Genomic DNA, 24,226 nt, shown 5'->3' with positions numbered 1-24,226 from the left:
TGGCGGACGGCGGCTCGATTCTGGCGGTTATCGAGGACGTCGGAGAACCCCGGAAGAGACCCACGGGGACCAGCATCACCCTCTCCGGCCAACACGCGTCGATTGCGACTGGCGCCGCGCCGCGCCGTCAGCGCCGCGTGCCTCAGGTCACGATGAACAGCAGAATCAGCCCGAGCACCATCACGATCAGTCCGCCGACGCGGATCTGATGCGGCGGCCGTTCCGCTATTTTACGGAACGTGTCACGCCAGGCGCTCGGAAAAACGAACGGAAACATTCCCTCGATAATCAGCATCAATGCGATCGCGAGCAGTAACGAGCCGGCTATATCCATGCGAATGAAAAGGCCGCGATGCGGATGCCGCGGCGTTCCGGTTATCAGGGTTTGCGCGCAGCCGCGGAAGTGTCCGGGGCCGCGGCGCCGGTCGGGCCACGCATGAAGCGGAAGAACTCGCTGCTCGGGTCGACCACGATCACGTCGCCTGGCTTGAAGGTGTTCCGGTATGCCTGCATGCTTTGATAGAACTGGTAGAACTGCGGGTCGCTGCCGTACGCGGCGGCGGCGATTTCAGCCGCCTTCGCATCACCCTCGCCCTTGATCGTCTGCGCCTGACGGTAGCCGTCCGCAAGAATCGCCTGCTGCTTGACGATTGCATCGGCCTTGATCTGGCCGGCCTCGGCGGCGCCCTTCGTGCGTTCGTCAGCGGCAAGCTCCTGGCGCGCGGCGATCATCCGCTTGTAGACCGCGTCGGCCATCGACGCCGGGAAATCGACGCGCGTCAGTTGCACGTCGATCACCGAGACGCCGAGCGATGCCGCGGCCTTTTCCATCGCGCCGCGTGCTTCGTCGGCAACGGCCCGCTGTTTGGCCAGCGCCTCGGCGAGGGTGTATTTGGCGAAGGCATCGCCGAGCGCGCTGCGCGACACCAGCGCGAGCCGGTCCGGCAAGCTCTGCACGTCGCCCTTCGTTTCGGCGATCAGCTTCAGCGGATCGGTCACGCGGTATTTGACGACCGGATTGGCCAGCAGATCGGTTTTGTCCGACGTGACGAAGCGGTCTTCGTCCGGCGCATCGAGCGACTGGACGCGGTTATCGACCAGCGTGAGCGTTTGCAGCGGCGGCGGCAGTTTGACGTGCAGCCCCGGTCCGAGCAACGTGGGCGCGCTGTCGCCACGCGACGACAACACCGCCATATGCCGCTGATCGACAACGAACACCATCGACGAAGCGGCGAGCAGCACGATCACGACCGCAACCACGAGCGCAATAATCTTGTTCATGTGGTGCGCTCCTTATTGAACGTCGTCTTCGCGCGTACGGCTGCGGAAGGAGTCGCGTGAACGCAATGGATCGCTGCCGGCCCCGGCCTGGCTCGCCGGCGTCGCAACCGCGGCGGGCGCGGAAGCGGCGGTGGATGGTGCGGCGGCACTACCCGGCGCTGGCGGCGTGGCGGTGGCGCCCGATGCGGCTGCGGCGTCGGCAACGCGCTGACGGGTCTGCTCGACCAGCTTGTCGAGCGGCAGATACAACACGTTGTTGCCGCTCTTGCTGTCCACAAATACCTTGGTCGTATTCGAATAGATTTGCTGCATGGTTTCCAGGTACATGCGCTCGCGAATCACCGCGGGCGCTTTCGAGTACTGCGCGTAGACCTGCTTGAAGCGCTCGGCGTCGCCCTGGGCCTGGGCCACTGTCTTGTCGCTATACGCTTTCGCTTCGTCGATCTGGCGGGCCACGTCCGCCTGCGCGCGCGGCAGGAGATCCGCGGCATAAGCCTCTGCTTCGCGCTTCGCACGCTCGTTTTCCTGGCGGACTTTGGCGGCGTCGTCGAAAGCCGCCTGCACCTGATCCGGCGCCTGCACGCCCTGGATCGTCACACCGGTGACGGCGAGGCCGGACTGGTATTCATCCAGGGATCGCTGGATCGCGGCCACCAGTTGCTGGCGGATCGCTTCGCGATCCTGATAGAGAATATCGTTGGTGCTTCGCGATCCGACAATGCCGCGCACCGCCGCCTGCGCGGCCTGCATCACGCTCTGGTCCGGATCGGCGCTGCGAAACAGATAGTCGGTTGGCTTCTTCACCTGATACTGGACGGCGAAGCGCACGTCCACGATGTCCGCGTCATGCGTGAGCATGGACGCATCCTTCACGTTCGCGAGACGCACGACGTTGTTGCGGCCCACTTCCACCTGGCGGATCTGGCCGATATTGACGAGATCATGCGCCTCGAACGGATACGGCAGACGCCAATGCACGCCCTGGCCCGCGGTATAGCGATATTTGCCGAACTGCATCACGACGGCGGCCTGGCCGTCCTGCACGACGAATACGCCGCTGCCCAGATAGATCGCAATCAGCACGCCGATCACGATACCGACGCCGATGCGCGCGCCACGTCCGTTGTCGGAACGGCCACCGCCCGCACCGCCGCCCTTGCGGCCGAACATGCGGCTCAAACGGCGGTTGAAATCGCGCCACATCTCGTCGAGATCGGGCGGGCCTTCACCGTCCTTGCCATTCTGCGGACGCCTGGGTTCATTGGGCCGTTGGCGCTCGCCATTGCCGTTACCGTCGCCCCGGCCCCAGCGCGGATCGTTCAGTGAAAGCATGGCGCGCATGCGCAGCCAGATACTCCGCTCGTTGTAATCGTTCACCTGTGTTCGTTCACCAGAGTAGACAGCGGGTCAATGCAATTGGAACGGGTCAGTGCCCGAGTTCTGGGACCTTGCGGTCGTCGCGCGGTGCTGCCGACCGGTCTTCTTCCGACAGATCGACCTGGGCGTCGGGAAGATCTGGAAGAGGTTCGGCAGTAGCGATTTCGGCGATGGCTGCGCGCAATGTATCCAGACCTTGCCCCGTGCGCGCGCTCAAAAAGACGCGCGAAATATTACCATACTCGTCGCGCTCGACCGCCTCGCCACGGGCCGCCAACTCCGGCACCGAGTCGATCTTGTTGAACACCAGCACTTGCCGGATGGTGTCCGCACCGATTGCGTGCAATACCTCGTTCACCTGGTCGATCTGGTCGAGGCGCACCGCGCTCGATGCGTCGACCACGTGCAGCAGCAAGTCGGCGTGAATGGTTTCCTCGAGCGTGGCGCGGAACGCGGCCACCAGTTGGTGAGGCAATTCGCGGATGAAGCCGACCGTATCGGACACCACCACCTGTCCCGCTTCATCGCCGAGATAGACACGCCGCGACGTGGTATCCAGCGTGGCGAACAGTTGGTCGGCGGCATACGCCTGGGCTTTGGTCAGCGCATTGAACAGCGTGGATTTGCCCGCGTTCGTGTAGCCGACCAGCGAGACCGACATGGTCTGGTTGCGCGAGCGCTGGCGGCGCTGCGTGCCGTGCTGACGGCGCAATTTTTCGAGCCGCGTCTTGAGCGCCTTGATGCGCTCGCCGATCAAGCGGCGATCGGTTTCGAGCTGCGTCTCGCCGGGGCCGCGCAAACCGATACCGCCTTTCTGACGTTCGAGGTGAGTCCACGCGCGGATCAGCCGAGTCGACAGGTACTGCAGTTGCGCGAGTTCCACCTGCAACTTGCCTTCGTGGCTGCGCGCGCGTTGCGCGAAAATGTCGAGGATGAGACTCGTGCGATCGACCACGCGCCGGTTAAGCGCCTGCTCCAGATTGCGCTGCTGCGCAGGTGCCAGAGCGTGATTGAAAATGACGAGTTCGATGTCGTTCGCCTCACACGCGAGACGCAGTTCCTCGGCCTTGCCGCTGCCGACGAACATCTTGGCGTCGGGACTGGCCCGGCGCCCGGTGAGGGTGACTAGGGGATTCGCGCCCGCGCTTTGCGCGAGCAGGCTGAGTTCTTCGAGACTGGCTTCGAAATCGATCTTACCGAAGTCGATGCCGACAAGCGCTGCATTGATCAAATTGGAGGGTATCAAAATGAGGCGGCCGGGAGTAATCGCCAACGGGCGACGCTACGCCGGCCGCGACGGGGGTTAGGACTGTTCGGAATCCGGGTGGAAGTTCACCGGACGGGCAGGCACGACAGTAGAAATTGCGTGCTTGTAGACCATCTGGGTGACCGTATTCCTGAGCAACACGACGTACTGGTCGAACGATTCGATGTTCCCTTGAAGCTTGATGCCGTTGACCAAGTAGATCGACACCGGCACATGCTCTTTACGCAGTGCGTTCAAAAACGGGTCTTGTAACAATTGCCCTTTGTTGCTCATAGCAAACTCCGTGTTTTTTTGCAGGTTGACTGAATTGACGACGAAGGAAAAAGAGATCCGCCGTCAACCGCTACACTATAGCCGATTTTCGTTTTTGCGCGAGGGACCTGGCCATGCGGCCAAAGCCAGCATGCACGCGGGTTTCAGCCTTTGTCCGCGTAAGGGTTCGTCGATGATCTGAACTCTATTCGCAATGGAGTCCCAGTCAGCTTGAAAGTTTCGCGGAAGCGATTTTCGAGGTAGCGTTTGTACGTGTCGGTGATCGCATCGAGTGCATTGCCATGAATCACGATGATCGGCGGATTCTGTCCGCCCTGGTGCGCATAACGTAATTTCGGACGCACCGGACCGCGTCGGCGCGGCTGCTGGAATTCGACCGCGTCGATCAGCGCGCGTGTGAGCTTCGGCGTCGGCAGCTTGGCCATCGCAGCGGCGTAGGCGTCGTCGACCGAACGCATCAGCGGGCCGATTCCGGTTTTCTCCGCGGCGGAAATGAAATGGAACTTGGCGAAGTCGAGAAATTTTAGTTTGCGCTCGAGGTCCGCCTTGGTGCGGTCGCGCACATGCGGATCGAGACCGTCCCACTTGTTCACGCCCACCACCAGCGCGCGGCCCTGCTCCACCACGAAGCCGGCGATGTGCGCGTCCTGCTCCGAGATATCCTGGCGAGCGTCGAGCAACAGGATCACGACGTTGGCGTCCGAGATCGACTGCAGCGTTTTCACCACCGAAAATTTCTCGATCGCTTCGAACACCTTGCCGCGGCGGCGCAAACCGGCCGTGTCGATCAGCGTGTACGGCTTGCCCTGCCGTTCGAAATCAACGTAGATCGAATCGCGCGTGGTGCCCGGCATGTCGAACGCGATCACGCGTTCCTCGCCAACCAGCGCGTTGATCAAGGTCGACTTGCCGACGTTCGGCCGGCCGACGATTGCGATCTTCACGCCGCGCGCCGCCTTCTCTTCGTCGCCCTCTTCCGGCTGGCCGGCGTACGCGACGCCGAGCGCCTCGTTGATCATTTCCGTCACGCCGTCGCCGTGCGCGGCGGAAATCGCGCGCGGGTCGCCGAGACCGAGTTCGTAGAAGTCGGCGGCGACGGCGCTGTACTTCATCCCCTCCGCCTTGTTGACGACGAGGAAAATCGGCCGGCCGGTCTTACGCAGATAGTCGGCGATCGATTTGTCTTGCGGCGCGAGACCGTTGCGGCCGTCGACGATGAACACCACGACGTCCGATTCCTCGACCGCCTGACGCGTTTGACGCGCCATCTCGTGCAGGATGCCGTCTTTCGCGACCGGCTCGAAGCCGCCGGTATCGACGACCAGATACGGCCGATCGCCGGCGCGCCCTTCGCCGTAATGGCGATCGCGAGTGAGACCGGGCAGGTCGGCAACCAGTGCATCGCGCGTGCGCGTGAGACGGTTGAACAGCGTGGATTTCCCCACATTGGGGCGCCCAACCAGGGCAATAACGGGTTTCATCAGATGTTGTTCACGGTGAAACGCGGGATCGAAATCGACCGCCCGCGTAGCGACGCCATGCGGCCGCTACACGGCAGCGTTTGACGAAAATTATCACGAATTCGACCAGCTCCGGCTGCGCTCTCAATATGCGCACCCGGGTGGACGGGGGTTTGGCTGTATGGGCAGCGCCAATCAGGCCGCCAGGTTCAGTCTTTCCTGCTCGGCGGCTCGCATGTCGGTTCGAATACGATTCTCTACCGATTGACGAAGATCGCGCCGAAGGTGGCGCCGCAAGCAGCCACCGATGGCCAGTAGGCCGTTCTCATCCGACTTGCCGGACCAGCCAGTCCGGCGGAATATTTTTTACTGACTCCGCTACACACTAAAAACGCGTGCGGCCGGCAAAGCCGGCCCGCACGCTTGACGCCGAAACCTGTGCGATCAGCGCGGACGGTAGCCGTACAGATCGCCGTCGTGCGTCTGCACCACCAGCGTTTCGCCGGCCAGTACCGGCGCGGCGGTAATTCGACTGCCGTCGGTCTTCGCACGCGCCACGAGTGTGCCGTCGTCGCGCGACAGGAAGTGCACGTAGCCCTGGTAGTCGCCCATCACCGCCGCATGGCCCAATAGGAAAGGCACGCCAAGGTCGCGGTTTTTCAGCTTGTCGTTCTTCCACAGCGGGTTGCCACTGTTGACGTCGAACGCCGACACCACCGACCAGTCGTCAGGCGCGACCACGGCGCGGTCATCCTGCGCCAGGCCGCTCGTGCTCGAGAACGCCTTTTCCCACACCGCGCGGCCCGAGTTCGCGTCGAAGCAGCCGATCTGGCCTTGAAAAGTCACCGCGCAAGTTTGCGAACCGACCAGCGTGGGCGGACCGGTCACGTCATTGATACGCTCGACCTCCGTCACACCCTTCGGATACGACACCGGCGTCTGCCAGTAATTGTCGCCCGACTGCAGGTTGATCGCGGCGAAAGCGCCGCCGGGGAAACCGGCCAGCACGGCTGCGTCGCCCGCGAAGGTCATGCCCGACGACACGCGCAGATTGAGCGGCACCGCGCGGTTGCGGTAATTCCACTTCTGTTCGCCGGTTTGCGCGTTGAACGCGACGATCTGCCCGTCGACCGTGCGCACGACGACGAGCCCATTGCCGACGAGCGGCGGCGAGATGATTTCGCCCGGCGCCTTCGCGGTCCACAATTGCTTGCCGTCCGCGCCGAGCACGTAGACATCGCCCTTGAGTCCGCCCACCGCGGTGAGCGTGCCGTCGCTGCCCACACCCGCCGAGAGATCGTCGCGCAGCTTGACGCGCCAGATGTCCTTACCGGTTTGCGCGTCGATCTTCGCCACGGAGCCGTTGGCGCCCGCCGCGTACACCGCACCGCCCACCGCGACCGGCGAGAACAGGTAACGGCCCGCCTTGCCGACGCTCGTCTTCCAGACTTGCTGCACGTCGAGCACGGGTTTGAACTCGGTGAGCGGCGTCGGCTCGCGGCGCTCGTCTTTCGTGGATGAGCAAGCCGCCATGACGAGAACGGTCATCGCACAGACAACGGGCACAGCGTAACGTTTCAGCAGATTCATCGGTGGACGAAGCATTCAGGAGATTAATTAAAGGAGACCGGTTGGTCGTTGCATGCGGCGCGCTGCACGCGGCGTTCAGCCGCCCAGCGCGTCCAGCTTGAACTGAATCAACTGACGTGCCGAGCTATCGGTTTTCGACAACGAGTCGAGCGCGAGCTTGTAGGCGGCACGCGCATCGTCGCGCTTGCCTTGCGCCGCGAGCAGGTCACCGCGGCCGTTCGCCACGATGCCCTTGAAGGCGTCGGACTGCGGTTCGGCGAGCAACGCGAGACCCTGGTCGTAAGCCTTCTCGTCGAGCAGGAGCGAAGCGAGACGCAGCTTGGCGATCTGCTTGAACTCCTCGTCCTTCGCATGATCGACTACCCATTGCAGTTGCGCTTTCGCAGCCGCCTGGTCGCCCGCTGCGTACAGCGCCTTGGCGGCGCCCAGCGCGGTCATCTGCGCATACGCGGTGCGGCTGAACTTGTCTTCCATGTCGGCGGCGACGCGCGTGATCTTCGCCTTGTCGCCCGACGCCACGGCTTGCTGCACCTGGTCATACAGCACCGCTGCTTCCGCCGCCTGGCGCCGCTGCCAGAAATTCCAGCCGTTCCAGCCGGCTGCGGCAACCAGCGCCACCAGCACGATCCAGGTGGTTGCATTGCCCCACTGCGCCCACCATGCTTTCAGACCTTCAATCGATTCTTGTTCGTCGTGGTAACTCATCGCCCGGCGATTTCCTCTTTCTTGAAACGTGTGCGTGTCGAGCCAGGGCCCAACGACATCGCGATCAGTCGTCGCCGTCTTCGGCGGTTGCAACCATCGCATTGATTAGAAATTCGGTCAAGTCTTCGGCCGGCACGTTATGTTGCTCGTTTTTACCGCCGCTAGCATTGGTATCGCGCAGCGGTTTCACGCCGACCGTGCCGTTGGCGATCTCGTCTTCGCCGAGCACTACAGCGAAGGCCGCGCCGCTCGCGTCGGCACGCTTCATCTGCGATTTGAAGCTGGCCGTTTGACCGTCGGCGCTGCAATGCAGGATCACGTCGAGACCCGTATCGCGCAGACGCTCGGCGATGATGAAGGCCTGCTCGCGTGCCGCGTCGCCCTGATGGACCACGTACACGTCGCAACCTTCGTCTTCCGGCACGAGGTCTTCTTCCTTCAGCAATTCGAGAATGCGCTCGATACCCATCGCCCAGCCGCACGCGGCCGTCGCCTTGCCGCCGAGCTGTTCGATCAGCGGATCATAACGGCCGCCCGCCGCCACGGTGCCTTGTGCGCCGAGTTTGTCGGTGACCCATTCGAACACGGTCAGATTGTAATAATCGAGACCGCGCACGAGACGCGGATTGATCGTGAACGGAATGTTGTTCGCCTTCAGAATGCGCTGCAGACCTTCGAAGTGCGCGCGCGATTCCTCGCCGAGAAAATCGATCAGCTTCGGCGCGTTCCGAGCGACTTCCTGCAGGGCCGGATTCTTCGTGTCCAGCACGCGCAGCGGGTTCGTATAGAGACGGCGCTTCGCGTCTTCGTCCAGCACGTTCATGTGCTTTTCGAGGTACGCGATCAATTCAACGCGATGTGCGGCGCGTTCTTCGGCGAGACCCAGCGAATTGATTTCGAGCTTGATGCCCATCAGGCCGAGGTCGTCCCACAGGCGTTGGCACATCATGATGATTTCGGCGTCGGCGTCCGGACCGGCAAAGCCCAAGGCTTCCACGCCTACCTGGTGGAACTGGCGATAGCGGCCGCGCTGCGGACGCTCGTGACGGAACATCGGGCCGATGTACCACAGACGCTTCGGCCCGTCGTACAGCATGTTGTGTTCGATCGCCGCGCGTACGACCGCCGCGGTGTTCTCCGGGCGCATTGTCAGATTTTCGCCGTTCAATGCGTCGGTAAAGCTGTACATCTCTTTTTCGACGATGTCGGTCACTTCACCGATACCGCGCTTGAACAACTGCGTATGCTCGATGATCGGGGTACGGATATTCTGATATCCGTACGAACGCAGCAACGATTTGACGGTCGTTTCGAAAAATTCCCACAGCCCGGCTTCCTGCGGAAGGATGTCGTTCATACCCTTCACGCCCGACAGCTTGTCGAGCTTTTTCTTCTGTTCAGTCATCTGTATTCGTTCGACGATGTTTAATTGAGTGCTTCGGCGCGACCTGCTTCGACACGACCGTAGCGGCGCTCGACGTAGTCACTCACGATTTGCTGGAATTCTTGCGCGATGTTCTCGCCGCGCAGCGTCTTGACCTTCTCGCCGTCGATGAACACCGGCGCGGCCGGATTTTCGCCCGACCCCGGCAAACTGATGCCGATGTTCGCCTGCTTCGATTCGCCCGGTCCGTTGACGATGCAGCCCATCACCGCGACGTGCATCTTTTCGACGCCAGGATATTGGTCGCGCCACACCGGCATCTGCGTGCGCAGATACGTCTGGATTTGCGACGCCAATTCCTGGAACAGCGTGCTCGTGGTCCGGCCGCAACCGGGGCACGCGATCACCATCGGCGTGAACGAACGCAGTCCCATTGTCTGCAAAATTTCCTGGCCGACGATCACTTCGCCCGTGCGCGACGCGCCCGGTTCAGGCGTCAGCGAAATGCGGATCGTGTCGCCGATGCCTTGCTGCAGCAACACGGACAACGCCGCCGTCGACGCCACGATGCCTTTCGAACCCATGCCCGCTTCGGTCAGGCCGAGATGCAGTGCGAATTCGCAACGGCGCGCGAGTTCGCGGTACACGGCGATCAGATCCTGCACGCCGCTGACCTTGCACGACAGAATGATCTTGTTGCGCGCGAGACCGAGTTCGACCGCGCGCTCGGCGGAACCGATCGCCGACTGGATCAGCGCTTCGTACATCACGCTCTGCGCTTCCCACGGCGTGGAGCGCGCGGCGTTTTCGTCCATCATCTTCGCGAGCAGGTCCTGATCGAGACTGCCCCAGTTGACGCCGATACGCACCGGCTTGTCGTACTTCACCGCCGCTTCGATCATCTGCGCGAACTGCGTATCGCGTTTCGCGCCGTGACCGACGTTGCCCGGATTGATACGGTATTTCGACAGCGACTCCGCGCACGCCGGGTAATCGCGCAGCAGCAAATGACCGTTGTAGTGAAAATCGCCGACGAGCGGCACGGACACGCCCATGCGGTCGAGCTGGTCGCGCACGGCCGGCACGGCCGCGGCTGCTTCCGGCGTGTTCACGGTGATGCGCACCAGTTCGGAACCGGCTTGCGCCAGCTCCTTGATCTGGATCGCGGTGCCGATAGCGTCAGCGGTGTCCGTATTGGTCATCGACTGGATACGCACCGGCGCATCGCCGCCGATCGTGACGAGTTGGCCGCCCCAACGGACGTCCACCGCGTGCGACTTGCGCCGCGCCGCCTGGCCGCCGAACACCGGCTCGTTCGAAACTATCTTGCTACTGGATTGGGATTGAGCTTCGGATTGCATCGAAAGACCCATTTACGCCGCATGCGCCACGCAAAAGACGTCGCGCCTGAATTGAAAAAGCGCCGCAGGCCTGTTGGCCGCGGCGTATACCGTATCTGTCAAGGCAGCGCGAAACGCGCCACATTTCCCTTGGCCGCCGCGTACTTCGACGGATCGACCGGCTGACCGTCGAGTGTCAACGACTCAAGACCCGCCTTGTTGCCGACCGTGACCTTGAAAGGGGGCACGCCCGTCACTTCCTTCCTGTCGCCCGCACGCACGATGCCAGAGAATACTTCCTTGCCATCCTGGCCGCGCACGCTGAACCAACTGTCTTGCGTCACGCGCAGCGCGACTAGCGCAGCGCCCGCAGGCACCGCCGCTGCCATCGACGCGCTCGCGACGGCCGCGGCCGGTGCGCTTGCGCTCGGCGCAACCGCCGCTTGAGCCTGCGAAGCCACCTTTGGCGGCGCCGCTGTTGCCGTAACGGGCGGCACGGAAGACGCCGTCGTGCCGGTTGTCAGCGGCGCGGGCATCGGCGTGGCCGACGCAGCGCTCTCCGCCGCGACCTGCGTTTGCGGCGCGACTGCAGGCTCTTCCGCCGTTGCCTCCGAACCCGCCGGCTGGCCTTGCGCCACCGCGCCCGATGCACCGGTCACGCCACCGGCGGCGCCGTTCGCGCTGGCCTTCAAGCGCGCGAGCCACGCCGACGAATCGCCCCCATTGGTATGCCACATGGCGAGCGCAATTACCGCGACGACCACCGCCGCCACACCCCACAGCCACGAGCGGCTCTTTTGCCCGCCACCGCCGAGCGATAACGACACCCGGCCGCGCGGCAAATCCTTGCCAGACGACGCCGGCATCGACAGATCCGGCGCAGGCACGCCTTTCTCGCGGCGCAAAACCTGCGTAAACGGCGTGGGATCGGCACCGAGCATCTTCGCGTAGCTGCGCACCACGCCAAGCGCGAAGGTCGTATCCGGCAGATGGCTGATATCACCCGATTCGAGCGCGCGCAGTTTGGCAGCGGACACTTTCAGACGCGCCGATACATCTTCGATCGTCCAGCCTTTCGATTCGCGCAACTGGGTCAAGCGCGCGCCCACCGCCGCCAACGAATCCAGGCCCGGTTGCACCGCAGGCTGTGCCACCGTCCGAGCGACCGGCGCCGGATGGGCTTCGTTCATGTCTGTGTCGTGCGGCTGCGGGTGCTGCGGCTCACTCATCCCAAATCCTTTAGCGTCGATTCTTTTTCACTTGTGCGCCCGGACGGGCTAAAGCCTCTCGCCCGAATCGCAGACCGTTTATAACAAAATGTGCGGCCCCATGTGCCGCTTCCGATCGCTTCTGCAAACTTTCTTTTCAACCGTGACTGACGATCAGGACTTTCGCGCACTCGTGGAACTTTCCACTGAGCGCCGGCGCCCTGCCCGCCGACACGATTACACGGCGCGAACCTCGATGACCTTTGCCGCCTTCCCGGTGCGCTCAGCAAGACGCGTGCGATCTTTCACCGCACCGGCCAACTGACCGCAGGCAGCGTCGATATCATCGCCGCGTGTCTTACGCACCGTGGTGACGACGCCCGCGTCCATCAACACTTGTGCAAACCGCTTGATCTGTTCCGGCTTCGAGCGGATGAGGCCCGACTCCGGGAACGGATTGAACGGAATCAGGTTGAATTTGCACGGCACGTCGCGCGTCACGGCCAGCAGTTCGCGTGCTTGCGCCTCGCTGTCGTTCACGCCGTCGAGCATGCAATATTCAAACGTAATGAAATCGCGCGGCGCGACTTTCAGATAGCGCTGGCAAGCCGCCATCAGTTCGCGCAGCGGATACTTCTTGTTGAGCGGCACCAGCATGTCGCGCAGCGGATCGCTAGGCGCATGCAGCGAGACCGCGAGCGCGACCGGCAGATCGGCGCCGAGACGGTCCATCATCGGCACCACGCCCGAGGTCGACAACGTGACGCGCCGACGCGACAGGCCGTATGCGTTGTCGTCGAGCATCAGGCGCATGGCGGGCACCACCGCGTCGTAATTGAGCAACGGCTCGCCCATGCCCATCATCACGACGTTCGTGACGACGCGCTCGCCCTTGCCGTCGCCGCCCGTGGCCCGGCCGCCTGCCGTGCCGCGCGACGCGCGCAGCGCAAATTCAGCCATGCGCAACTGGCCGATGATTTCGCCGGTGGTGAGATTGCGGGAGAACCCCTGTTTGCCGGTCGAACAGAAACGGCAATTGACCGCGCACCCCGCTTGCGACGACACGCACAGCGTACCGCGCGTTTCCTCGGGGATGAAAACGGTTTCGACCGCATTGCTGTTGCCGACGTCGATCAGCCACTTGCGTGTGCCGTCGGTCGAAATGTGGTCGCTGACGATGCCCGGCATCGAGATCGTGGCGCGCCCCTTGAGCTTTTCGCGCAAGGACTTCGCCAGATCGGTCATGCCGTCGAAATCGGCAGCGTTGTATTGGTGAATCCAGCGCTGCAATTGCTTGGCGCGAAACGGCTTCTCGCCCAGACTGTCGCAATAGGCGACAAGCCCTTGGGCGTCTAGGTCGAGAAGGTTGACGGTGGGACTGCTCGTCATGTCGAATCCTGCCATTTCAGTGCGAGACTGCGTTCATGCAACAAGCTGCATGAACGCAATGCCGTTCGCGCCCATTCCTGCTGCTTTTACCTTACTACTTTGCCAGGCGATTCGTGCGATTAATCCAAACCGGCTGCACGGATCGCACGGCGCAAATCTGCATCAACGCGAATAGACGTTCACTTGCGGGAAGAAGAATGCGATCTCGACCGCAGCCGTTTCAGCGGCGTCCGAACCGTGCACCGCGTTAGCGTCGATGCTGTCGGCGAAGTCAGCACGGATCGTGCCCTTTTCCGCCTTCTTCGGGTCGGTCGCGCCCATCAGATCACGATGCTTCAGGACGGCGTTTTCGCCTTCCAACACTTGCACGACCACCGGACCCGAGATCATGAACTCGACCAGATCCTTGAAGAACGGGCGTGCGGCGTGCACAGCGTAGAACTTCTCCGCGTCGGCGCGCGACAGGTGGACCATGCGCGAAGCCACGATCTTCAGGCCTGCGTTTTCGAAACGGCTGTAGATCTGGCCGATCACGTTCTTGGCCACTGCGTCCGGCTTGATAATCGACAAAGTGCGTTCGATCGCCATAAAAACTCCAAAAAATTAAGAGGTTACAGATTCAAATGAATCCGCTATTGTAGCATGTTCCCATGTATGATTGCGATTGAACCCTTACAGCATTGAAAGGCTTCAAGCAGGAGTTCCGGAATGCTGATAGCGTAGGCCTTGTTGGAGATTTCGAGGCCATTGAAACTCCTCGCCACCGCGCCAATCTTAGGAATGAACACCGCGCGACCGGCGGCAAAATCCGGCAGGCGCTGCACGATTTCGGTACACCCGCTGTACAACCACTACGCAACACGCTTCTGACGTAAGGAGAGACCATGAACGAACATCCGTATAGCTTTGGCCGCACTGGCGCGGTCAGCACAGTCGAAACGCGTAACCGCGTGCTACGGAACACCTACTGGCTGCTGGCGCTGTCCATGATTCCGACAGTGCTGGGCGCGTGGGTTGGCCTCGCTACCGGTTTCTCGCTGTTCGCCGCCACCAGCCCCGCCATGAGCATGCTGGCGTTCTTCGCGATCGCCTTCGGCTTCATGTTCGCCATCGAGAAGACCAAAGACAGCGCTGTCGGCGTCTTTGTGCTGCTCGGCTTCACGTTCTTCATGGGCCTGATGCTGTCGCGCATCCTCGGCTTCGTGCTCGGTTTCTCGAATGGGCCGTCGCTGATCATGCTCGCCTTTGGTGGCACTGGTGTGATCTTTGCCTCGATGGCAACGATCGCCACGGTCAGCAAGCGCGACTTCTCGGGTCTCGGCAAGTGGCTCTTCATGGGCGTGATCGTGCTGCTGCTCGCTTCGGTCGCGAACGTGTTCCTGCATCTGCCGGCCTTGATGCTGACGGTTTCGGTCATGGCCATCGTGATCTTCTCGGCCTACATGCTGTTCGACGTGCAGCGCGTCGTGAACGGTGGTGAAACGAACTACATCACCGCTGCGCTCGCGATCTACCTGGATCTTTACAACGTGTTCGTCAACCTGCTGGCGCTGCTTGGTATTTTCGGCGGCAACCGCAACTAAAGATGATTCGAGGCGCGGCGCCCAAAACGCCCGCCTTGGAAAAAAGCCCATAACGAGCGATCGTTATGGGCTTTTTCAATGCAGCGTCCGCACGCGGCTCAGATGCGCGTCACAAACTCAGCCACGCAAAGCCTTCGTCCTGCGAAGCCACCACCACTTCGGCGGGCTCCGAGCCCAGCACACCCGCCATCGCGGCTTGTGCCAGTTCCGGCAAGTTGTTTTGCTGGCTCAGATGCGCGGCTACCAGGTGACGCAAGCGCGACCGGTCGAGCGACGCCAGAATCTCCGCCGCCGCGTCGTTGTTCAAATGCCCGTGATTGCCGCCGATGCGCGCCTTCAGCGATTGCGGATAGCGGCTGCCCGCCAGCATTCGCAGATCGTGATTACACTCGAGCACTAGCGCGTCGCAGCCGCTCAGCACCGAACTGATATGCGGCGTCGAAGTGCCGACATCGGTCAGCACGCCGAGCCGGCTGGCGCCGTTCGAGAACACATACTGCAGCGGCTCCCGGGCGTCGTGCGGAACGGTGTAAGGGAGGATCCCGAGGTCGCCGATTGCCACCGCCTCGTCGCCCCACAGCACCTGCAGGTCGACATCGGCTTCGTCCGCGCCCACTGCGCGGGCGGTGCCCCAGCTCATGTACAGCGGAATCGACCACTTGCGCGCCAGTGTCAGCGCGCTGCCGATGTGGTCGCTGTGTTCGTGCGTGATGAGAATGGCGTCGAGGGCCTCAGCGCTCGCGCCGAGCCGCGCCAAACGCCGCTCGACTTCCTTGGCCGAGAAGCCGCAGTCGAGCAACACGCGCGTGGTTGTGGCGCCGCTGCGCGCTTCGACCAGCAACGCATTCCCTTCACTGCCGCTGCCAAGACTCGCGAACCTCACGGCCCGCTTAATTCAGTTGCGCGTGCAGCAGCGTCACGATGCGTTGCGCGTCGGACGAGTTGTCCACTTGTCCGTTCGCGTCCAGCACCGCGACCTGCGTCACGCTGTCGCCCTTGGAGCGCACATTGACGAGGAATTCCTGACCCGGCTTCTTCGACGAACTGCCGCTGTAGAACAGCTTGCCGAACAGCCCCTCCTTCTTCAGTTCCTGCATCGAATCCGCGTAACGCACGTAGTAGATCCCCTTTGCGCGGTCGCGGTTGTCGACGGTGAAGTTGGTGCGGTCGAGCGCAAGGCCCACACGCAGCCATGCACGGTCGAACGATTCCTGCAGATCGAGCGTCGACGCGCCCGCGGTCTTGTCGATTTTGGCCGGCGCGGTAGCCGGACGCGCATCGGTCAGCAGTTGCTTCGATTGCGCTTCGGTCAGGCCGAATTTCTGCATCAGCTTGGTGAGGAACAGCGCCTCCAGCGCGGGATCGCGCGGACGCTCTTCCCAGCGAGACGACGTCTTGTCCTGGCCCGTCAGCATTTCTTCCATCGCGCTATGCGTGATCGAGATGTCCGTGGTGTCGGACGCACCGCGCGACACGAGCGTGCGGAAGCTGTCGCGGGTGCCCGACGAATACGCGAAGTCGATGACCTTGCCCACCGTGCGGCGGAACCAGTCGTCCGGAATATTGGCGCGATTTTCAGCCCAGTCGGTCACCAGGATGCCGGTGGCCGGCGCGTCGGTTTTCAGCGCGAAGCCGTTTTCCTGCCAGAACTCCTGCAACTGCGACCACAGTTGTTCCGGCGAGCGGCCGTCGACCACCAGCCAGCGGCGGTCGCCGTCGCGCTCGATGTGCATGCCGAACGGGTCTTGCGCGGTGGGTTGCCCTTCGGTGGCGTTGCCCGCCGCGGTGATCGCGCGTTTCGTGGCACCGCCCAGTGCCAGATTGGCGGGCGGCGCGACATAGCGCTGATCGGTCGGCGTGGTGGTGAGGTCGCCCGGAACGGCGAGCGGCGGCGCGCTGCCCGCGCCCTTGTAGTTGACGCGGTCGGAAGCGAACCAGTCGTTCAGCGTGTCACAGCCGGCGAGCGTCGTGAGGGCAAGCGCCAGCGCCGCCATGCGGGTTGCGTGGAGGGAAAGTGCGGAACGTTTCATGAGGTCCTTCGTGATGCTGGAACGCGGTGCCTGGTTCTGTGTGCCGGGAACGTGGGCTGGATCGACGTCGGTTAAGGGGATGCCGGTGGCAGGCTTTCGTTAGCGCTGATGGGTGCCGCGATGGGTCCGCTTAGCCCAGCAGGCCCGCTTCGCGCAGCGCGCCGCGTACCGCTTCGTGGTATTGCGCGTCGAGCGGCGTGAGCGGCAGGCGGATTCCGCCCTGCACACGACCCAGTTGCTGCAACGCCCATTTCGCGGGAATCGGATTCGATTCGATGAACAGGTTCTTATGCAGCGACAGGAGTTTGAGATGAATCTCTCGGGCGGTCCTGGCGTCCGCGGCAAGCGCGGCCTTGCACAGTTCGCTCATCGCGCGCGGCGCGACGTTCGCGGTGACCGAAATATTGCCGTGGCCGCCGAGCAGCATCAACGCGATCGCGGTGGGATCGTCGCCGCTGTAGATGCCGAAGTGCGCGGGCGCCGACTTGATCAGATGCGCGGCGCGATCGATGTTGCCGGTCGCTTCCTTCACGCCAATGATGCCCGGCACCTGCGCGCAACGCAGGATGGTTTCGTTGCTCATGTCCGCAACGGTGCGGCCGGGCACGTTGTACAGGATGACCGGCAGATCGACGGTTTCCGCGATCTTCGTGAAGTGGCGATAGATGCCTTCCTGGGTCGGCTTGTTGTAGTACGGCACGACTTGCAGCGTGGCGTCCGCGCCCACTTCCCTCGCCTGCTGCGTGAGTTCGATCGCCTCGGTGGTGGAATTGCCGCCCGAGCCCGCGATCACCGGAATCCGGCCCGCCGTGTGCTCGACCGCCGTCTTGACCATCAGCACGTGTTCCTCGACCGATAGCGTGGCCGATTCGCCGCTCGTGCCGACCACGACCAGCGCATTCGTGCCCTCCGCGATATGCCAGTCGATCAGTTTGCGAAACGCCGGCAGATCGAGGCTGCCGTCTTCAAGCATGGGGGTGATGATGGCGGGAATGCTGCCGCGAATCCGGACCCCGTCGTTGCTGCCTGTATTGCCGCTCTGGTTGCCGTTAGTCATGAAACGCCATGAATTTGATCAGGTAAACCGCGATTGTAGCGGATTAGCCAGCCAACTCGTAACAAGGCGGGGGTGCCGCCTGCGCGGTGTCGACTGAGCGCTCCGCTTCGAGAATTGCGCAAATCCGCTGGACGTAAGCCGGACGCGGCTGCGCGAGAAAACCATCTTGAAACGCGACCACCCGCAGGCGGCCCCGGACCACATCGAGCAGTTCGCCGGGCGCGAGCAGGAACGCGGGATTAGAGGGCTTGCCGATGCTTTCGTTTCCTTGCGCGAAGGTCTCGTAAACCAGTACGCCGCCGGGCGCGAGCAAGTTCAGAAGCTGCGGAAAAAGCGGCCGATGCAGGTAGTTCGTCACGACGACAGCGGCGAATTTCGCGTCGTCCGACAAAGGCCATGCGGCGCCCTCGAGGTCGGCGGCGAACGTCGTGATGAGCGGCTCGTCGCGCATCGTGTCGAGCGCCACTGCGTCGCGGTCGATCGCCGTCACCGGATGACCCCGCGACGCAAAAAAGCGCGCATGCCGCCCGGCTCCCGATGCCACGTCCAGCACGGCGCCGCCCGCCGCGACCAGGTGCGCCCAATGGCGCACCCACTGCGACGGCTCGCCGTTTCCGTGCGATGGCGGCGAGACGGCCGGCGTATTCATCGCTTGCACCCGCCGCTCAGTTGTATGACAGGCCCATCGCTTCCCGCACGTCGCGCATCGTTTCGGTGGCGAACTTGCGGGCCTTGTCGCAGCCGTCGGCGACGATCGCGCGCAACAGCGACGGATCGTCCATGTACTTCTGCGCGCGTTCGAGCATGGGCTGCTGTTCGCGCAGGATGCCTTCGATCACCGGCTGCTTGCACTCGAGACAACCGATGCCGGCCGTCCGGCAGCCCTTCTGCACCCACTCGTGCGTGGCTTCGTCCGTGTAGACCTGGTGCAGTTGCCACACCGGGCATTTGTCCGGATCGCCCGGATCGGTGCGGCGCACGCGCGCCGGGTCGGTCGGCATGGTGCGGACTTTTTTCGTGATCGTTTCCGCGTCTTCGCGCAGGCCGATCGTATTGCCGTATGACTTCGACATTTTCTGGCCGTCGAGACCCGGCATGCGCGACGCCTCCGTGAGCATGGCCTGCGGCTCGACGAGGATGATCTTGCGCGACCCTTCGAGGTAGCCGAACAGCCGCTCGCGGTCGTTCATCGACAGACTCTGCGACTCCTGCAACATCGCGCGCGCCTGTTCGAGCGCTTCGTCGTCGCCTTCCTGCTGGTAGGCATTGCGCAACTCGTGATACAGCTTCGCGCGCTTGCCGCCGAGCTTCTTCGCCGCTTCGCTGGCCTTTTCCTCGAAGCCCGGCTCACGGCCGTACAGGTAGTTGAAACGGCGCGCGATTTCACGCGTCATTTCGACGTGCGGCACCTGATCTTCACCGACCGGCACGAGCGAGCCGCGGTACAGCAGAATGTCCGCCGCCATCAGCACCGGATAGCCGAGGAAGCCGTAAGTGGACAGGTCCTTGTCCTTCAGCTTCTCCATCTGCTCCTTGTAGGTCGGCACGCGTTCGAGCCAGCCGAGCGGCGTGCTCATGCCGAGCAGCAGCGCCAGTTCCGCGTGCTCGGGCACCTTGCTCTGGATGAACAGCGTGGCCTGCGCCGGATCGATGCCGGAGGCGAGCCAGTCGATCAGCACGTCCCAGACGTTCTTTTCGATCACTTCGGGCGTTTCGTAGTGCGTCGTCAGCGCGTGCCAGTCGACCACGCAGAAGAAACACGGGTATTCGGACTGCAGCCGCACCCAGTTTTTCAGCACGCCGTGATAGTGGCCGAGGTGCAGTGACCCGGTGGGCCGCATGCCGGAGAAGATACGGTCTGGGAACATGGTTATTTAAAAAAGCGAAACGAGTGGAGTCAGAATTGCGGTAATCGCAGCGTAGCCGATCGTGACGAGCGGGCTCAACCAGTAACGCGTCAGCGTGCCCGTCATCACCAGCGCCATCACGATGAAAAAACCGTAGGGCTCGAGGCGCGACAGCGCGATCGATTGCCGCGGCGGCAACAGCGCCATCAGCACCCGGCCGCCGTCGAGCGGCGGCAGCGGAAACAGGTTGAGCACGCCGAGCACGAGGTTCACGCCGACGCCCGCGCCCGCCATGCGCGTGAGAAACGGCTCCTCGACGCTCAGCACCGCGAGCGCGACGCCGAACAGGCCCCAGATCAGCGCCTGCACGAAATTGCATCCTGGACCCGCCGCCGCCACCCACAGGCTGTCCCAGCGCGGATTGCGCAAGTTGCCGAAGGCGACCGGCACGGGCTTCGCGTAACCGAACATGAAGGCGCCACTGGTGGCGAAGTACAACAGCAGGGGAATCGCGATCGTGCCGAGCGGGTCGATGTGCCGCATCGGATTGATGGAGACGCGGCCGAGCACGTACGCGGTATTGTCGCCGAGCCAGCGCGCGACGTAACCATGGGCGGCTTCGTGCAGCGTGATCGCGAAAATCACCGGCAGCGCGTACACCGCAATGGTCTGTATCAGGGAAGAATCCATATCTCGCTATTGTAACAACGCGGTTGCGTGCGTCTGTCCGCTTTCGTTCATGCCGTTTCTTCGAGACCGAATGGCGCGAGAGAACCGCGCCCGGCTCGCACCAGCACCGGTTCGGCGCCGCTCAGATCGATCACCGTGGACGGTTCGCACACGCACGGGCCGCCGTCGATTACCAGATCCAGTTGTTTTTCCAGCCGCGCGCGAATGTCCTCCGGGTCGTTCAGCGGCTGCGTTTCGCCCGGCATGATCAGCGTGGAGCCGAGCAGCGGCTGGCCGAGCTCCTCGAGAATCGCCAGCGTGATCGCGTGCTCGGGCACCCGCAGGCCGATGGTCTTGCGCGACGGATGCGACAGGCGCCGCGGCACTTCCTTGGTGGCCTGCAAGACGAACACGTAGGGACCCGGCGTCACCGATTTGATCAGCCGGTACTGCCGGTTGTCGACCATCGCGAAATTCGCCAGCTCCGAGAGGTCGCGCACCAGCAGCGACAGCAACTGCTTTTCGTCGAGCCCGCGAATGCGCCGCAGGCGTTCGACCGCGTTCTTGTCGTCGAGATGGCAGGCGAGCGCGTAGCTCGAATCCGTCGGCAACGCGACCACGCCGCCATCGTTGATGATCTGCACGGCCTGCTTGACGAGCCGCGGCTGCGGGTTGTCAGGATGAAGCCGAAAGTATTGGGACATGATGACTAACCATGGCTACGGATGACTGCGAACGGAAACCGGATGCGAAGCAGACAGAGAAGCGGACAGAGAAGCGGACGAACAAGCGGACGAAAGCACGCGCCAGGGGCGGCCGGCTTTCGCGCGTATCGTGCCGCCGCGGCACGGCGCGCGATCACAGCCAGCGTTCCCAGACGGGCTTGAGATCGGAAGGCAGCGGCGGCAGCGTGCCGAGGTCGACGCGGCCTTCGCCGGGTGCGTGGAAATCGGAGCCGCGCGACGCCTCGAAGCCGAAACGGCGCGCGACATCCGCATATTCGCGGTATTGATCGGGCGTATGACTGCCCGTCACCACCTCGATCGCCTTGCCGCCCAGATCGATGAATTCGGCGAAAAACGCGTCGAATTCGACCGGCGAATAGTCGTAGCGGCCCGGGTGCGCAATGACCGCCTCGCCGCCCGCGGCCCGAATCCAGCCCACCGCGTCGGCCAGTTTGGCCCAGCGATGCGGCACATAGCCGGGCTTGCCGTCGCCGAGAATACGGGTGAACACGTCTTGCGTGGAACTGGCGTAGCCGTTTTCGACCATGAAGCGCGCGAAATGCGTGCGCGAAATCATGTCCGGATTCGACACGTACTTGAGCGCGCCCTGGTAGGCGTCGGGAATGCCGAGCGTGGCCAACTGTTCGCCGATCGCCTCGGCACGCGCGGCGCGGCCGTTGCGGGTGCGCGCGAGACCGTCGATCAGAACCGAACTGGTGGGATCGATGCCGAGCCCGACGATATGCACCGTGCGCGAGGCCCACGTAACCGAAATTTCCACACCGCTCAGGTAGCCCATGCCGAGCGCTTCCGCCGCGCTGCGCGCCTCTTGCTGGCCGCCCAGTTCGTCGTGGTCGGTCAAGGCCCACAGCGTCACACCGCCCGCGTGCGCGCGGCGCGCGACGTCGGCCGGCGCGAACTGGCCGTCGGAGACAGTGGAGTGGCAGTGGAGGTCGGCGTTCATCAGTGTCTTGAAAAAGTTCAGCGCTCATTTTACTGCAACGCAGTAAGTGAACGCGGAGCTATCTCGCGCCGCCGTGCCTCATCCCCCGGATTTTTGGAGGCGTCTACGCGCAAAACCCTTCGATCAGCGCAGCCACCTGCTCCGGCTGGTCGTGATGCACCATGTGCCCCGCTTCGTCGATGATCTTCTCGCGCCAGTCCGGGAAAGCCTGAAAGCGCGCCTTGAACTCGTCGAGCGGAATGTCGCCGGCGATCTGCGCGAGCGTTGGCGAGTTGGCGGCTTCAACGTGCAGCACTTTGGCGCTGACCTTGCGCCAGACGGCCATGACTTCGTCGAGGCGATACAGCGTCGGGCCGCGCAGCTTGTGCGCCGGATCGGCGAGCAGCATGAAGCGCCCTTCGGCGTCCGGCTTCGACCAGTGCTGCGCGAGAAACCGCGCGCGCCGCGGATCGAGCCGCGGGTTGGTCTTGATCAGCCGCCCGGCGACCTCGTCGAGCGACGCGTAGCGCTTCAAATGTGGCGGATCGCGCAACTCGTCGAGCCAGTGACGCAGCCGGCCAGGCGCTTGCGCCGGGTGCGACGGTGCGAGGCCGAAGCCTTCGAGGTCGATCACGCGCCGCACCCGCTCCGGCCGCACGCCCGCATAGATGCACGCGATGTTCGCGCCCATGCTGTGGCCGACCAGATTCACTTCGCCGGTTGGCGCATAGTGGTCGAGCAATGCGTCCAGATCGGCCAGATAGTCCGGAATCCAGTAGTTGCCGCCGCCATGCTCCGCCACCGGCCAGTCGGACAGGCCGAAGCCGCGCATGTCCGGCGCGATCACCTGCCAGTCGCCGCCGAGCGCATCGACGACGAACTGGAAGGACGCCGCCACGTCCATCCAGCCGTGCAGCATGAACAGCATGGGCGCACGCGGACTGCCCCAGCGCCGCACATGCAGACGGATGCCGCGCACGGCGATGAATTCGGATTGGGAGAGAGTCATGAACGGCGCACCCGGAAAAGAATGGTCGTTCGATTATAGCGAGATAGCCGGCGCGGCGTCTGCCGATTGGGGAACGGGTCGCTCCGTCAGTCGTCCTCTGCGGGCGCAACAGGCGCGGGAGCGTCGAGGCCCGCCAGCGCGGCCAGTTCCGCTTCATCGAACCCTGCGTCGCGGCGCGCCTCGAAATTGAACGGGCCACGTAGTTTCGGTGCGTGATACTGGTCGGCGAGACGCGTGTAAGTCGCGTGCGGATCGAGGCCACCCTGGTCGCACAAGTAACGGAACCAGCGATTGCCGATCAGTACGTGGCCGATTTCGTCGCGCAGGATCACGTCGAGAATCGCCGCGGACGCCTGATCGCCCGCTTGTTGCAGCCGCGCGCGGATCGGCGGCGAGGCGTCGAGGCCGCGCGCTTCCAGCGTGCGCGGCACCAGCGCCATGCGCGCCAGCACGTCGCCACGCGTGCGCTCGCACATGTCCCACAGGCCATCGTGCGCGGGGAAATCGCCGTAAACGTGGTCGTATTCCGCGAGGCGCGCGACGAGCAGCGAGAAGTGATACGCCTCCTCTGCGGCGACCTTGAGCCAGTCCGCGTAGAAGTCGGCGGGCATGCCCGCGAAGCGCCACACGGCGTCGAGCGCGAGGTTGATCGCGTTGAATTCGATGTGCGCGAGCGCGTGCAGCAGAACGGCGCGCCCTTGCGGCGATTGCATGCTGCGTCGCCCCAGCTTGCGCGGCTCGACCAGTTCGGGCCGCTCCGGACGGCCCGGCAGGCCCGCCGGCTCTTCGAGTTCGAGGTCCGGCGAGCATGCGAGGCTGCCGTCGAGCACGGCGGCGTACAGCGCACGGGTGGCGGCCGTCTTCGCGACTGGATCGGTTTCGCGCAATGCGGCGAGCGCCGCCGTGCGTGCGCATCGAGCCCGGTTCGCGGCGTTGGAGGCGAGCGGCATGGAGGAAGCGGACGGAGCGGCGCGAATCATGGCAAGCGGATCGGCAAAGGGAACGGCAGTTGGACTGCGGTGGAGAGGATGACAGCGGGACCCGGAAAGGAGCGAAGGAAAGCCAAATCCGGGATCCAAGGCGAGGTCC

The 24,226-nt window shown here is 63.5% G+C and carries 24 protein-coding genes; 1 reads left to right on the top strand and 23 read right to left on the bottom strand.

The annotated features are described in order from the left end of the window. Positions 1 to 142 precede the first annotated feature (142 nt). The 13 genes from BUE39_RS05280 to ndk all read right to left on the bottom strand — a co-directional run bounded on the left by BUE39_RS05280 (position 143) and on the right by ndk (position 13,862). Complete coding sequence (locus BUE39_RS05280) at positions 143 to 334, bottom strand: DUF2065 domain-containing protein (protein ID WP_007181354.1); 192 nt, start codon at positions 332 to 334, stop codon at positions 143 to 145. 44 nt (positions 335 to 378) lie between these two features. Further along, positions 379 to 1,281, bottom strand: a complete 903-nt coding sequence (gene hflC / locus BUE39_RS05275; protein WP_073427595.1) for a protease modulator HflC — start codon at positions 1,279 to 1,281, stop codon at positions 379 to 381. Positions 1,282 to 1,293: 12 nt separating this feature from the next. Then, positions 1,294 to 2,658, bottom strand: a complete 1,365-nt coding sequence (gene hflK / locus BUE39_RS05270) for an FtsH protease activity modulator HflK (protein ID WP_073427594.1) — start codon at positions 2,656 to 2,658, stop codon at positions 1,294 to 1,296. A 49-nt stretch (positions 2,659 to 2,707) separates the two neighbouring features. Then, positions 2,708 to 3,931: a GTPase HflX gene (gene hflX, locus BUE39_RS05265; protein ID WP_176035720.1), complete on the bottom strand. Its 1,224-nt coding sequence runs from the start codon at positions 3,929 to 3,931 to the stop codon at positions 2,708 to 2,710. A gap of 30 nt (positions 3,932 to 3,961) precedes the next feature. Next, entirely contained in the window at positions 3,962 to 4,198 is a 237-nt protein-coding gene (gene hfq / locus BUE39_RS05260) for an RNA chaperone Hfq (protein WP_006051315.1), read from the bottom strand. A gap of 143 nt (positions 4,199 to 4,341) precedes the next feature. Next, positions 4,342 to 5,679 carry a ribosome biogenesis GTPase Der gene (gene der / locus BUE39_RS05255; protein WP_073427592.1) on the bottom strand — a complete coding sequence of 446 codons (1,338 nt, stop codon included), beginning with the start codon at positions 5,677 to 5,679 and terminating at the stop codon, positions 4,342 to 4,344. Positions 5,680 to 6,102: 423 nt separating this feature from the next. Further along, positions 6,103 to 7,248, bottom strand: a complete 1,146-nt coding sequence (gene bamB, locus BUE39_RS05250; RefSeq protein WP_073427591.1) for an outer membrane protein assembly factor BamB — start codon at positions 7,246 to 7,248, stop codon at positions 6,103 to 6,105. Between the two features lie 75 nt (positions 7,249 to 7,323). Next, positions 7,324 to 7,953, bottom strand: coding sequence for a YfgM family protein (locus BUE39_RS05245; protein ID WP_073427590.1), 630 nt, complete (start codon positions 7,951 to 7,953; stop codon positions 7,324 to 7,326). Between the two features lie 64 nt (positions 7,954 to 8,017). Beyond that, complete coding sequence (gene hisS / locus BUE39_RS05240; protein ID WP_073427589.1) at positions 8,018 to 9,358, bottom strand: histidine--tRNA ligase; 1,341 nt, start codon at positions 9,356 to 9,358, stop codon at positions 8,018 to 8,020. A 20-nt stretch (positions 9,359 to 9,378) separates the two neighbouring features. Then, positions 9,379 to 10,710 (bottom strand): flavodoxin-dependent (E)-4-hydroxy-3-methylbut-2-enyl-diphosphate synthase, encoded by a 1,332-nt coding sequence (gene ispG / locus BUE39_RS05235; protein ID WP_073427588.1) that lies wholly within the window; start codon positions 10,708 to 10,710, stop codon positions 9,379 to 9,381. 86 nt (positions 10,711 to 10,796) lie between these two features. Next, a complete protein-coding gene (locus BUE39_RS05230) occupies positions 10,797 to 11,906 on the bottom strand; it encodes a helix-turn-helix domain-containing protein (RefSeq protein WP_073427587.1) in 1,110 nt (369 codons plus the stop codon). A gap of 216 nt (positions 11,907 to 12,122) precedes the next feature. Next, positions 12,123 to 13,274, bottom strand: coding sequence for a dual-specificity RNA methyltransferase RlmN (rlmN, locus tag BUE39_RS05225; protein ID WP_073427703.1), 1,152 nt, complete (start codon positions 13,272 to 13,274; stop codon positions 12,123 to 12,125). Positions 13,275 to 13,436: 162 nt separating this feature from the next. After that, positions 13,437 to 13,862 (bottom strand): nucleoside-diphosphate kinase, encoded by a 426-nt coding sequence (gene ndk, locus BUE39_RS05220; protein ID WP_006051306.1) that lies wholly within the window; start codon positions 13,860 to 13,862, stop codon positions 13,437 to 13,439. Positions 13,863 to 14,158: 296 nt separating this feature from the next. On the opposite strand from ndk, the gene BUE39_RS05210 reads away from it, so the two are divergent. Beyond that, positions 14,159 to 14,857, top strand: a complete 699-nt coding sequence (locus BUE39_RS05210) for a Bax inhibitor-1/YccA family protein (protein ID WP_073427585.1) — start codon at positions 14,159 to 14,161, stop codon at positions 14,855 to 14,857. A 109-nt stretch (positions 14,858 to 14,966) separates the two neighbouring features. Here BUE39_RS05210 and BUE39_RS05205 read toward each other — a convergent pair whose 3' ends face one another. The 10 genes from BUE39_RS05205 to BUE39_RS05160 all read right to left on the bottom strand — a co-directional run bounded on the left by BUE39_RS05205 (position 14,967) and on the right by BUE39_RS05160 (position 24,117). Then, positions 14,967 to 15,740 (bottom strand): MBL fold metallo-hydrolase, encoded by a 774-nt coding sequence (locus tag BUE39_RS05205; protein WP_073427584.1) that lies wholly within the window; start codon positions 15,738 to 15,740, stop codon positions 14,967 to 14,969. A 7-nt stretch (positions 15,741 to 15,747) separates the two neighbouring features. Continuing rightward, complete coding sequence (gene bamC, locus BUE39_RS05200) at positions 15,748 to 16,887, bottom strand: outer membrane protein assembly factor BamC (protein ID WP_073427583.1); 1,140 nt, start codon at positions 16,885 to 16,887, stop codon at positions 15,748 to 15,750. A gap of 130 nt (positions 16,888 to 17,017) precedes the next feature. Further along, on the bottom strand, positions 17,018 to 17,944 hold the full coding sequence (gene dapA / locus BUE39_RS05195) for a 4-hydroxy-tetrahydrodipicolinate synthase (protein WP_073427582.1): 927 nt from the start codon (positions 17,942 to 17,944) through the stop codon (positions 17,018 to 17,020). Positions 17,945 to 17,987: 43 nt separating this feature from the next. Beyond that, positions 17,988 to 18,593: a class I SAM-dependent methyltransferase gene (locus BUE39_RS05190; protein WP_073427702.1), complete on the bottom strand. Its 606-nt coding sequence runs from the start codon at positions 18,591 to 18,593 to the stop codon at positions 17,988 to 17,990. Between the two features lie 16 nt (positions 18,594 to 18,609). Further along, positions 18,610 to 19,812 carry a tryptophan--tRNA ligase gene (locus tag BUE39_RS05185; RefSeq protein WP_073427581.1) on the bottom strand — a complete coding sequence of 401 codons (1,203 nt, stop codon included), beginning with the start codon at positions 19,810 to 19,812 and terminating at the stop codon, positions 18,610 to 18,612. Between the two features lie 6 nt (positions 19,813 to 19,818). Further along, entirely contained in the window at positions 19,819 to 20,481 is a 663-nt protein-coding gene (locus tag BUE39_RS05180; RefSeq protein WP_073427580.1) for a site-2 protease family protein, read from the bottom strand. 47 nt (positions 20,482 to 20,528) lie between these two features. Next, entirely contained in the window at positions 20,529 to 21,164 is a 636-nt protein-coding gene (locus BUE39_RS05175) for an L-threonylcarbamoyladenylate synthase (RefSeq protein WP_073427579.1), read from the bottom strand. 154 nt (positions 21,165 to 21,318) lie between these two features. Continuing rightward, positions 21,319 to 22,149 carry a 3',5'-nucleoside bisphosphate phosphatase gene (locus BUE39_RS05170; protein ID WP_073427578.1) on the bottom strand — a complete coding sequence of 277 codons (831 nt, stop codon included), beginning with the start codon at positions 22,147 to 22,149 and terminating at the stop codon, positions 21,319 to 21,321. A 103-nt stretch (positions 22,150 to 22,252) separates the two neighbouring features. Then, complete coding sequence (locus BUE39_RS05165) at positions 22,253 to 23,137, bottom strand: alpha/beta fold hydrolase (protein ID WP_073427577.1); 885 nt, start codon at positions 23,135 to 23,137, stop codon at positions 22,253 to 22,255. A gap of 86 nt (positions 23,138 to 23,223) precedes the next feature. After that, positions 23,224 to 24,117 (bottom strand): ferritin-like domain-containing protein, encoded by an 894-nt coding sequence (locus BUE39_RS05160; RefSeq protein WP_073427576.1) that lies wholly within the window; start codon positions 24,115 to 24,117, stop codon positions 23,224 to 23,226. Positions 24,118 to 24,226: the final 109 nt, after the last annotated feature.

Source organism: Paraburkholderia terricola, from assembly GCF_900142195.1.
In the GTDB taxonomy this organism is placed as follows: Bacteria; Pseudomonadota; Gammaproteobacteria; order Burkholderiales; family Burkholderiaceae; genus Paraburkholderia; species Paraburkholderia terricola.
The sequence above is the reverse complement of the archived record's forward strand: the minus strand, read 5'-3'. Positions and strand labels throughout refer to the sequence as shown.

Bases quoted from the DNA above. Each gene is read 5' to 3' on its own strand.
- BUE39_RS05210 (WP_073427585.1), top strand. From the start codon at position 14,159: ATGAACGAACATCCGTATAGCTTTGGCCGCACTGGCGCGGTCAGCACA.
- BUE39_RS05280 (WP_007181354.1), bottom strand. From the start codon at position 334: ATGGATATAGCCGGCTCGTTACTGCTCGCGATCGCATTGATGCTGATT.
- hfq (WP_006051315.1), bottom strand. From the start codon at position 4,198: ATGAGCAACAAAGGGCAATTGTTACAAGACCCGTTTTTGAACGCACTG.
- bamB (WP_073427591.1), bottom strand. From the start codon at position 7,248: ATGAATCTGCTGAAACGTTACGCTGTGCCCGTTGTCTGTGCGATGACC.
- BUE39_RS05185 (WP_073427581.1), bottom strand. From the start codon at position 19,812: ATGTTCCCAGACCGTATCTTCTCCGGCATGCGGCCCACCGGGTCACTG.
- BUE39_RS05165 (WP_073427577.1), bottom strand. From the start codon at position 23,137: ATGACTCTCTCCCAATCCGAATTCATCGCCGTGCGCGGCATCCGTCTG.
- BUE39_RS05180 (WP_073427580.1), bottom strand. From the start codon at position 20,481: ATGGATTCTTCCCTGATACAGACCATTGCGGTGTACGCGCTGCCGGTG.
- BUE39_RS05170 (WP_073427578.1), bottom strand. From the start codon at position 22,149: ATGAACGCCGACCTCCACTGCCACTCCACTGTCTCCGACGGCCAGTTC.
- BUE39_RS05230 (WP_073427587.1), bottom strand. From the start codon at position 11,906: ATGAGTGAGCCGCAGCACCCGCAGCCGCACGACACAGACATGAACGAA.
- ndk (WP_006051306.1), bottom strand. From the start codon at position 13,862: ATGGCGATCGAACGCACTTTGTCGATTATCAAGCCGGACGCAGTGGCC.
- rlmN (WP_073427703.1), bottom strand. From the start codon at position 13,274: ATGACGAGCAGTCCCACCGTCAACCTTCTCGACCTAGACGCCCAAGGG.
- BUE39_RS05245 (WP_073427590.1), bottom strand. From the start codon at position 7,953: ATGAGTTACCACGACGAACAAGAATCGATTGAAGGTCTGAAAGCATGG.
- dapA (WP_073427582.1), bottom strand. From the start codon at position 17,944: ATGACTAACGGCAACCAGAGCGGCAATACAGGCAGCAACGACGGGGTC.
- BUE39_RS05160 (WP_073427576.1), bottom strand. From the start codon at position 24,117: ATGATTCGCGCCGCTCCGTCCGCTTCCTCCATGCCGCTCGCCTCCAAC.
- ispG (WP_073427588.1), bottom strand. From the start codon at position 10,710: ATGGGTCTTTCGATGCAATCCGAAGCTCAATCCCAATCCAGTAGCAAG.
- bamC (WP_073427583.1), bottom strand. From the start codon at position 16,887: ATGAAACGTTCCGCACTTTCCCTCCACGCAACCCGCATGGCGGCGCTG.
- BUE39_RS05175 (WP_073427579.1), bottom strand. From the start codon at position 21,164: ATGTCCCAATACTTTCGGCTTCATCCTGACAACCCGCAGCCGCGGCTC.
- der (WP_073427592.1), bottom strand. From the start codon at position 5,679: ATGAAACCCGTTATTGCCCTGGTTGGGCGCCCCAATGTGGGGAAATCC.
- hflC (WP_073427595.1), bottom strand. From the start codon at position 1,281: ATGAACAAGATTATTGCGCTCGTGGTTGCGGTCGTGATCGTGCTGCTC.
- hisS (WP_073427589.1), bottom strand. From the start codon at position 9,358: ATGACTGAACAGAAGAAAAAGCTCGACAAGCTGTCGGGCGTGAAGGGT.
- BUE39_RS05190 (WP_073427702.1), bottom strand. From the start codon at position 18,593: ATGAATACGCCGGCCGTCTCGCCGCCATCGCACGGAAACGGCGAGCCG.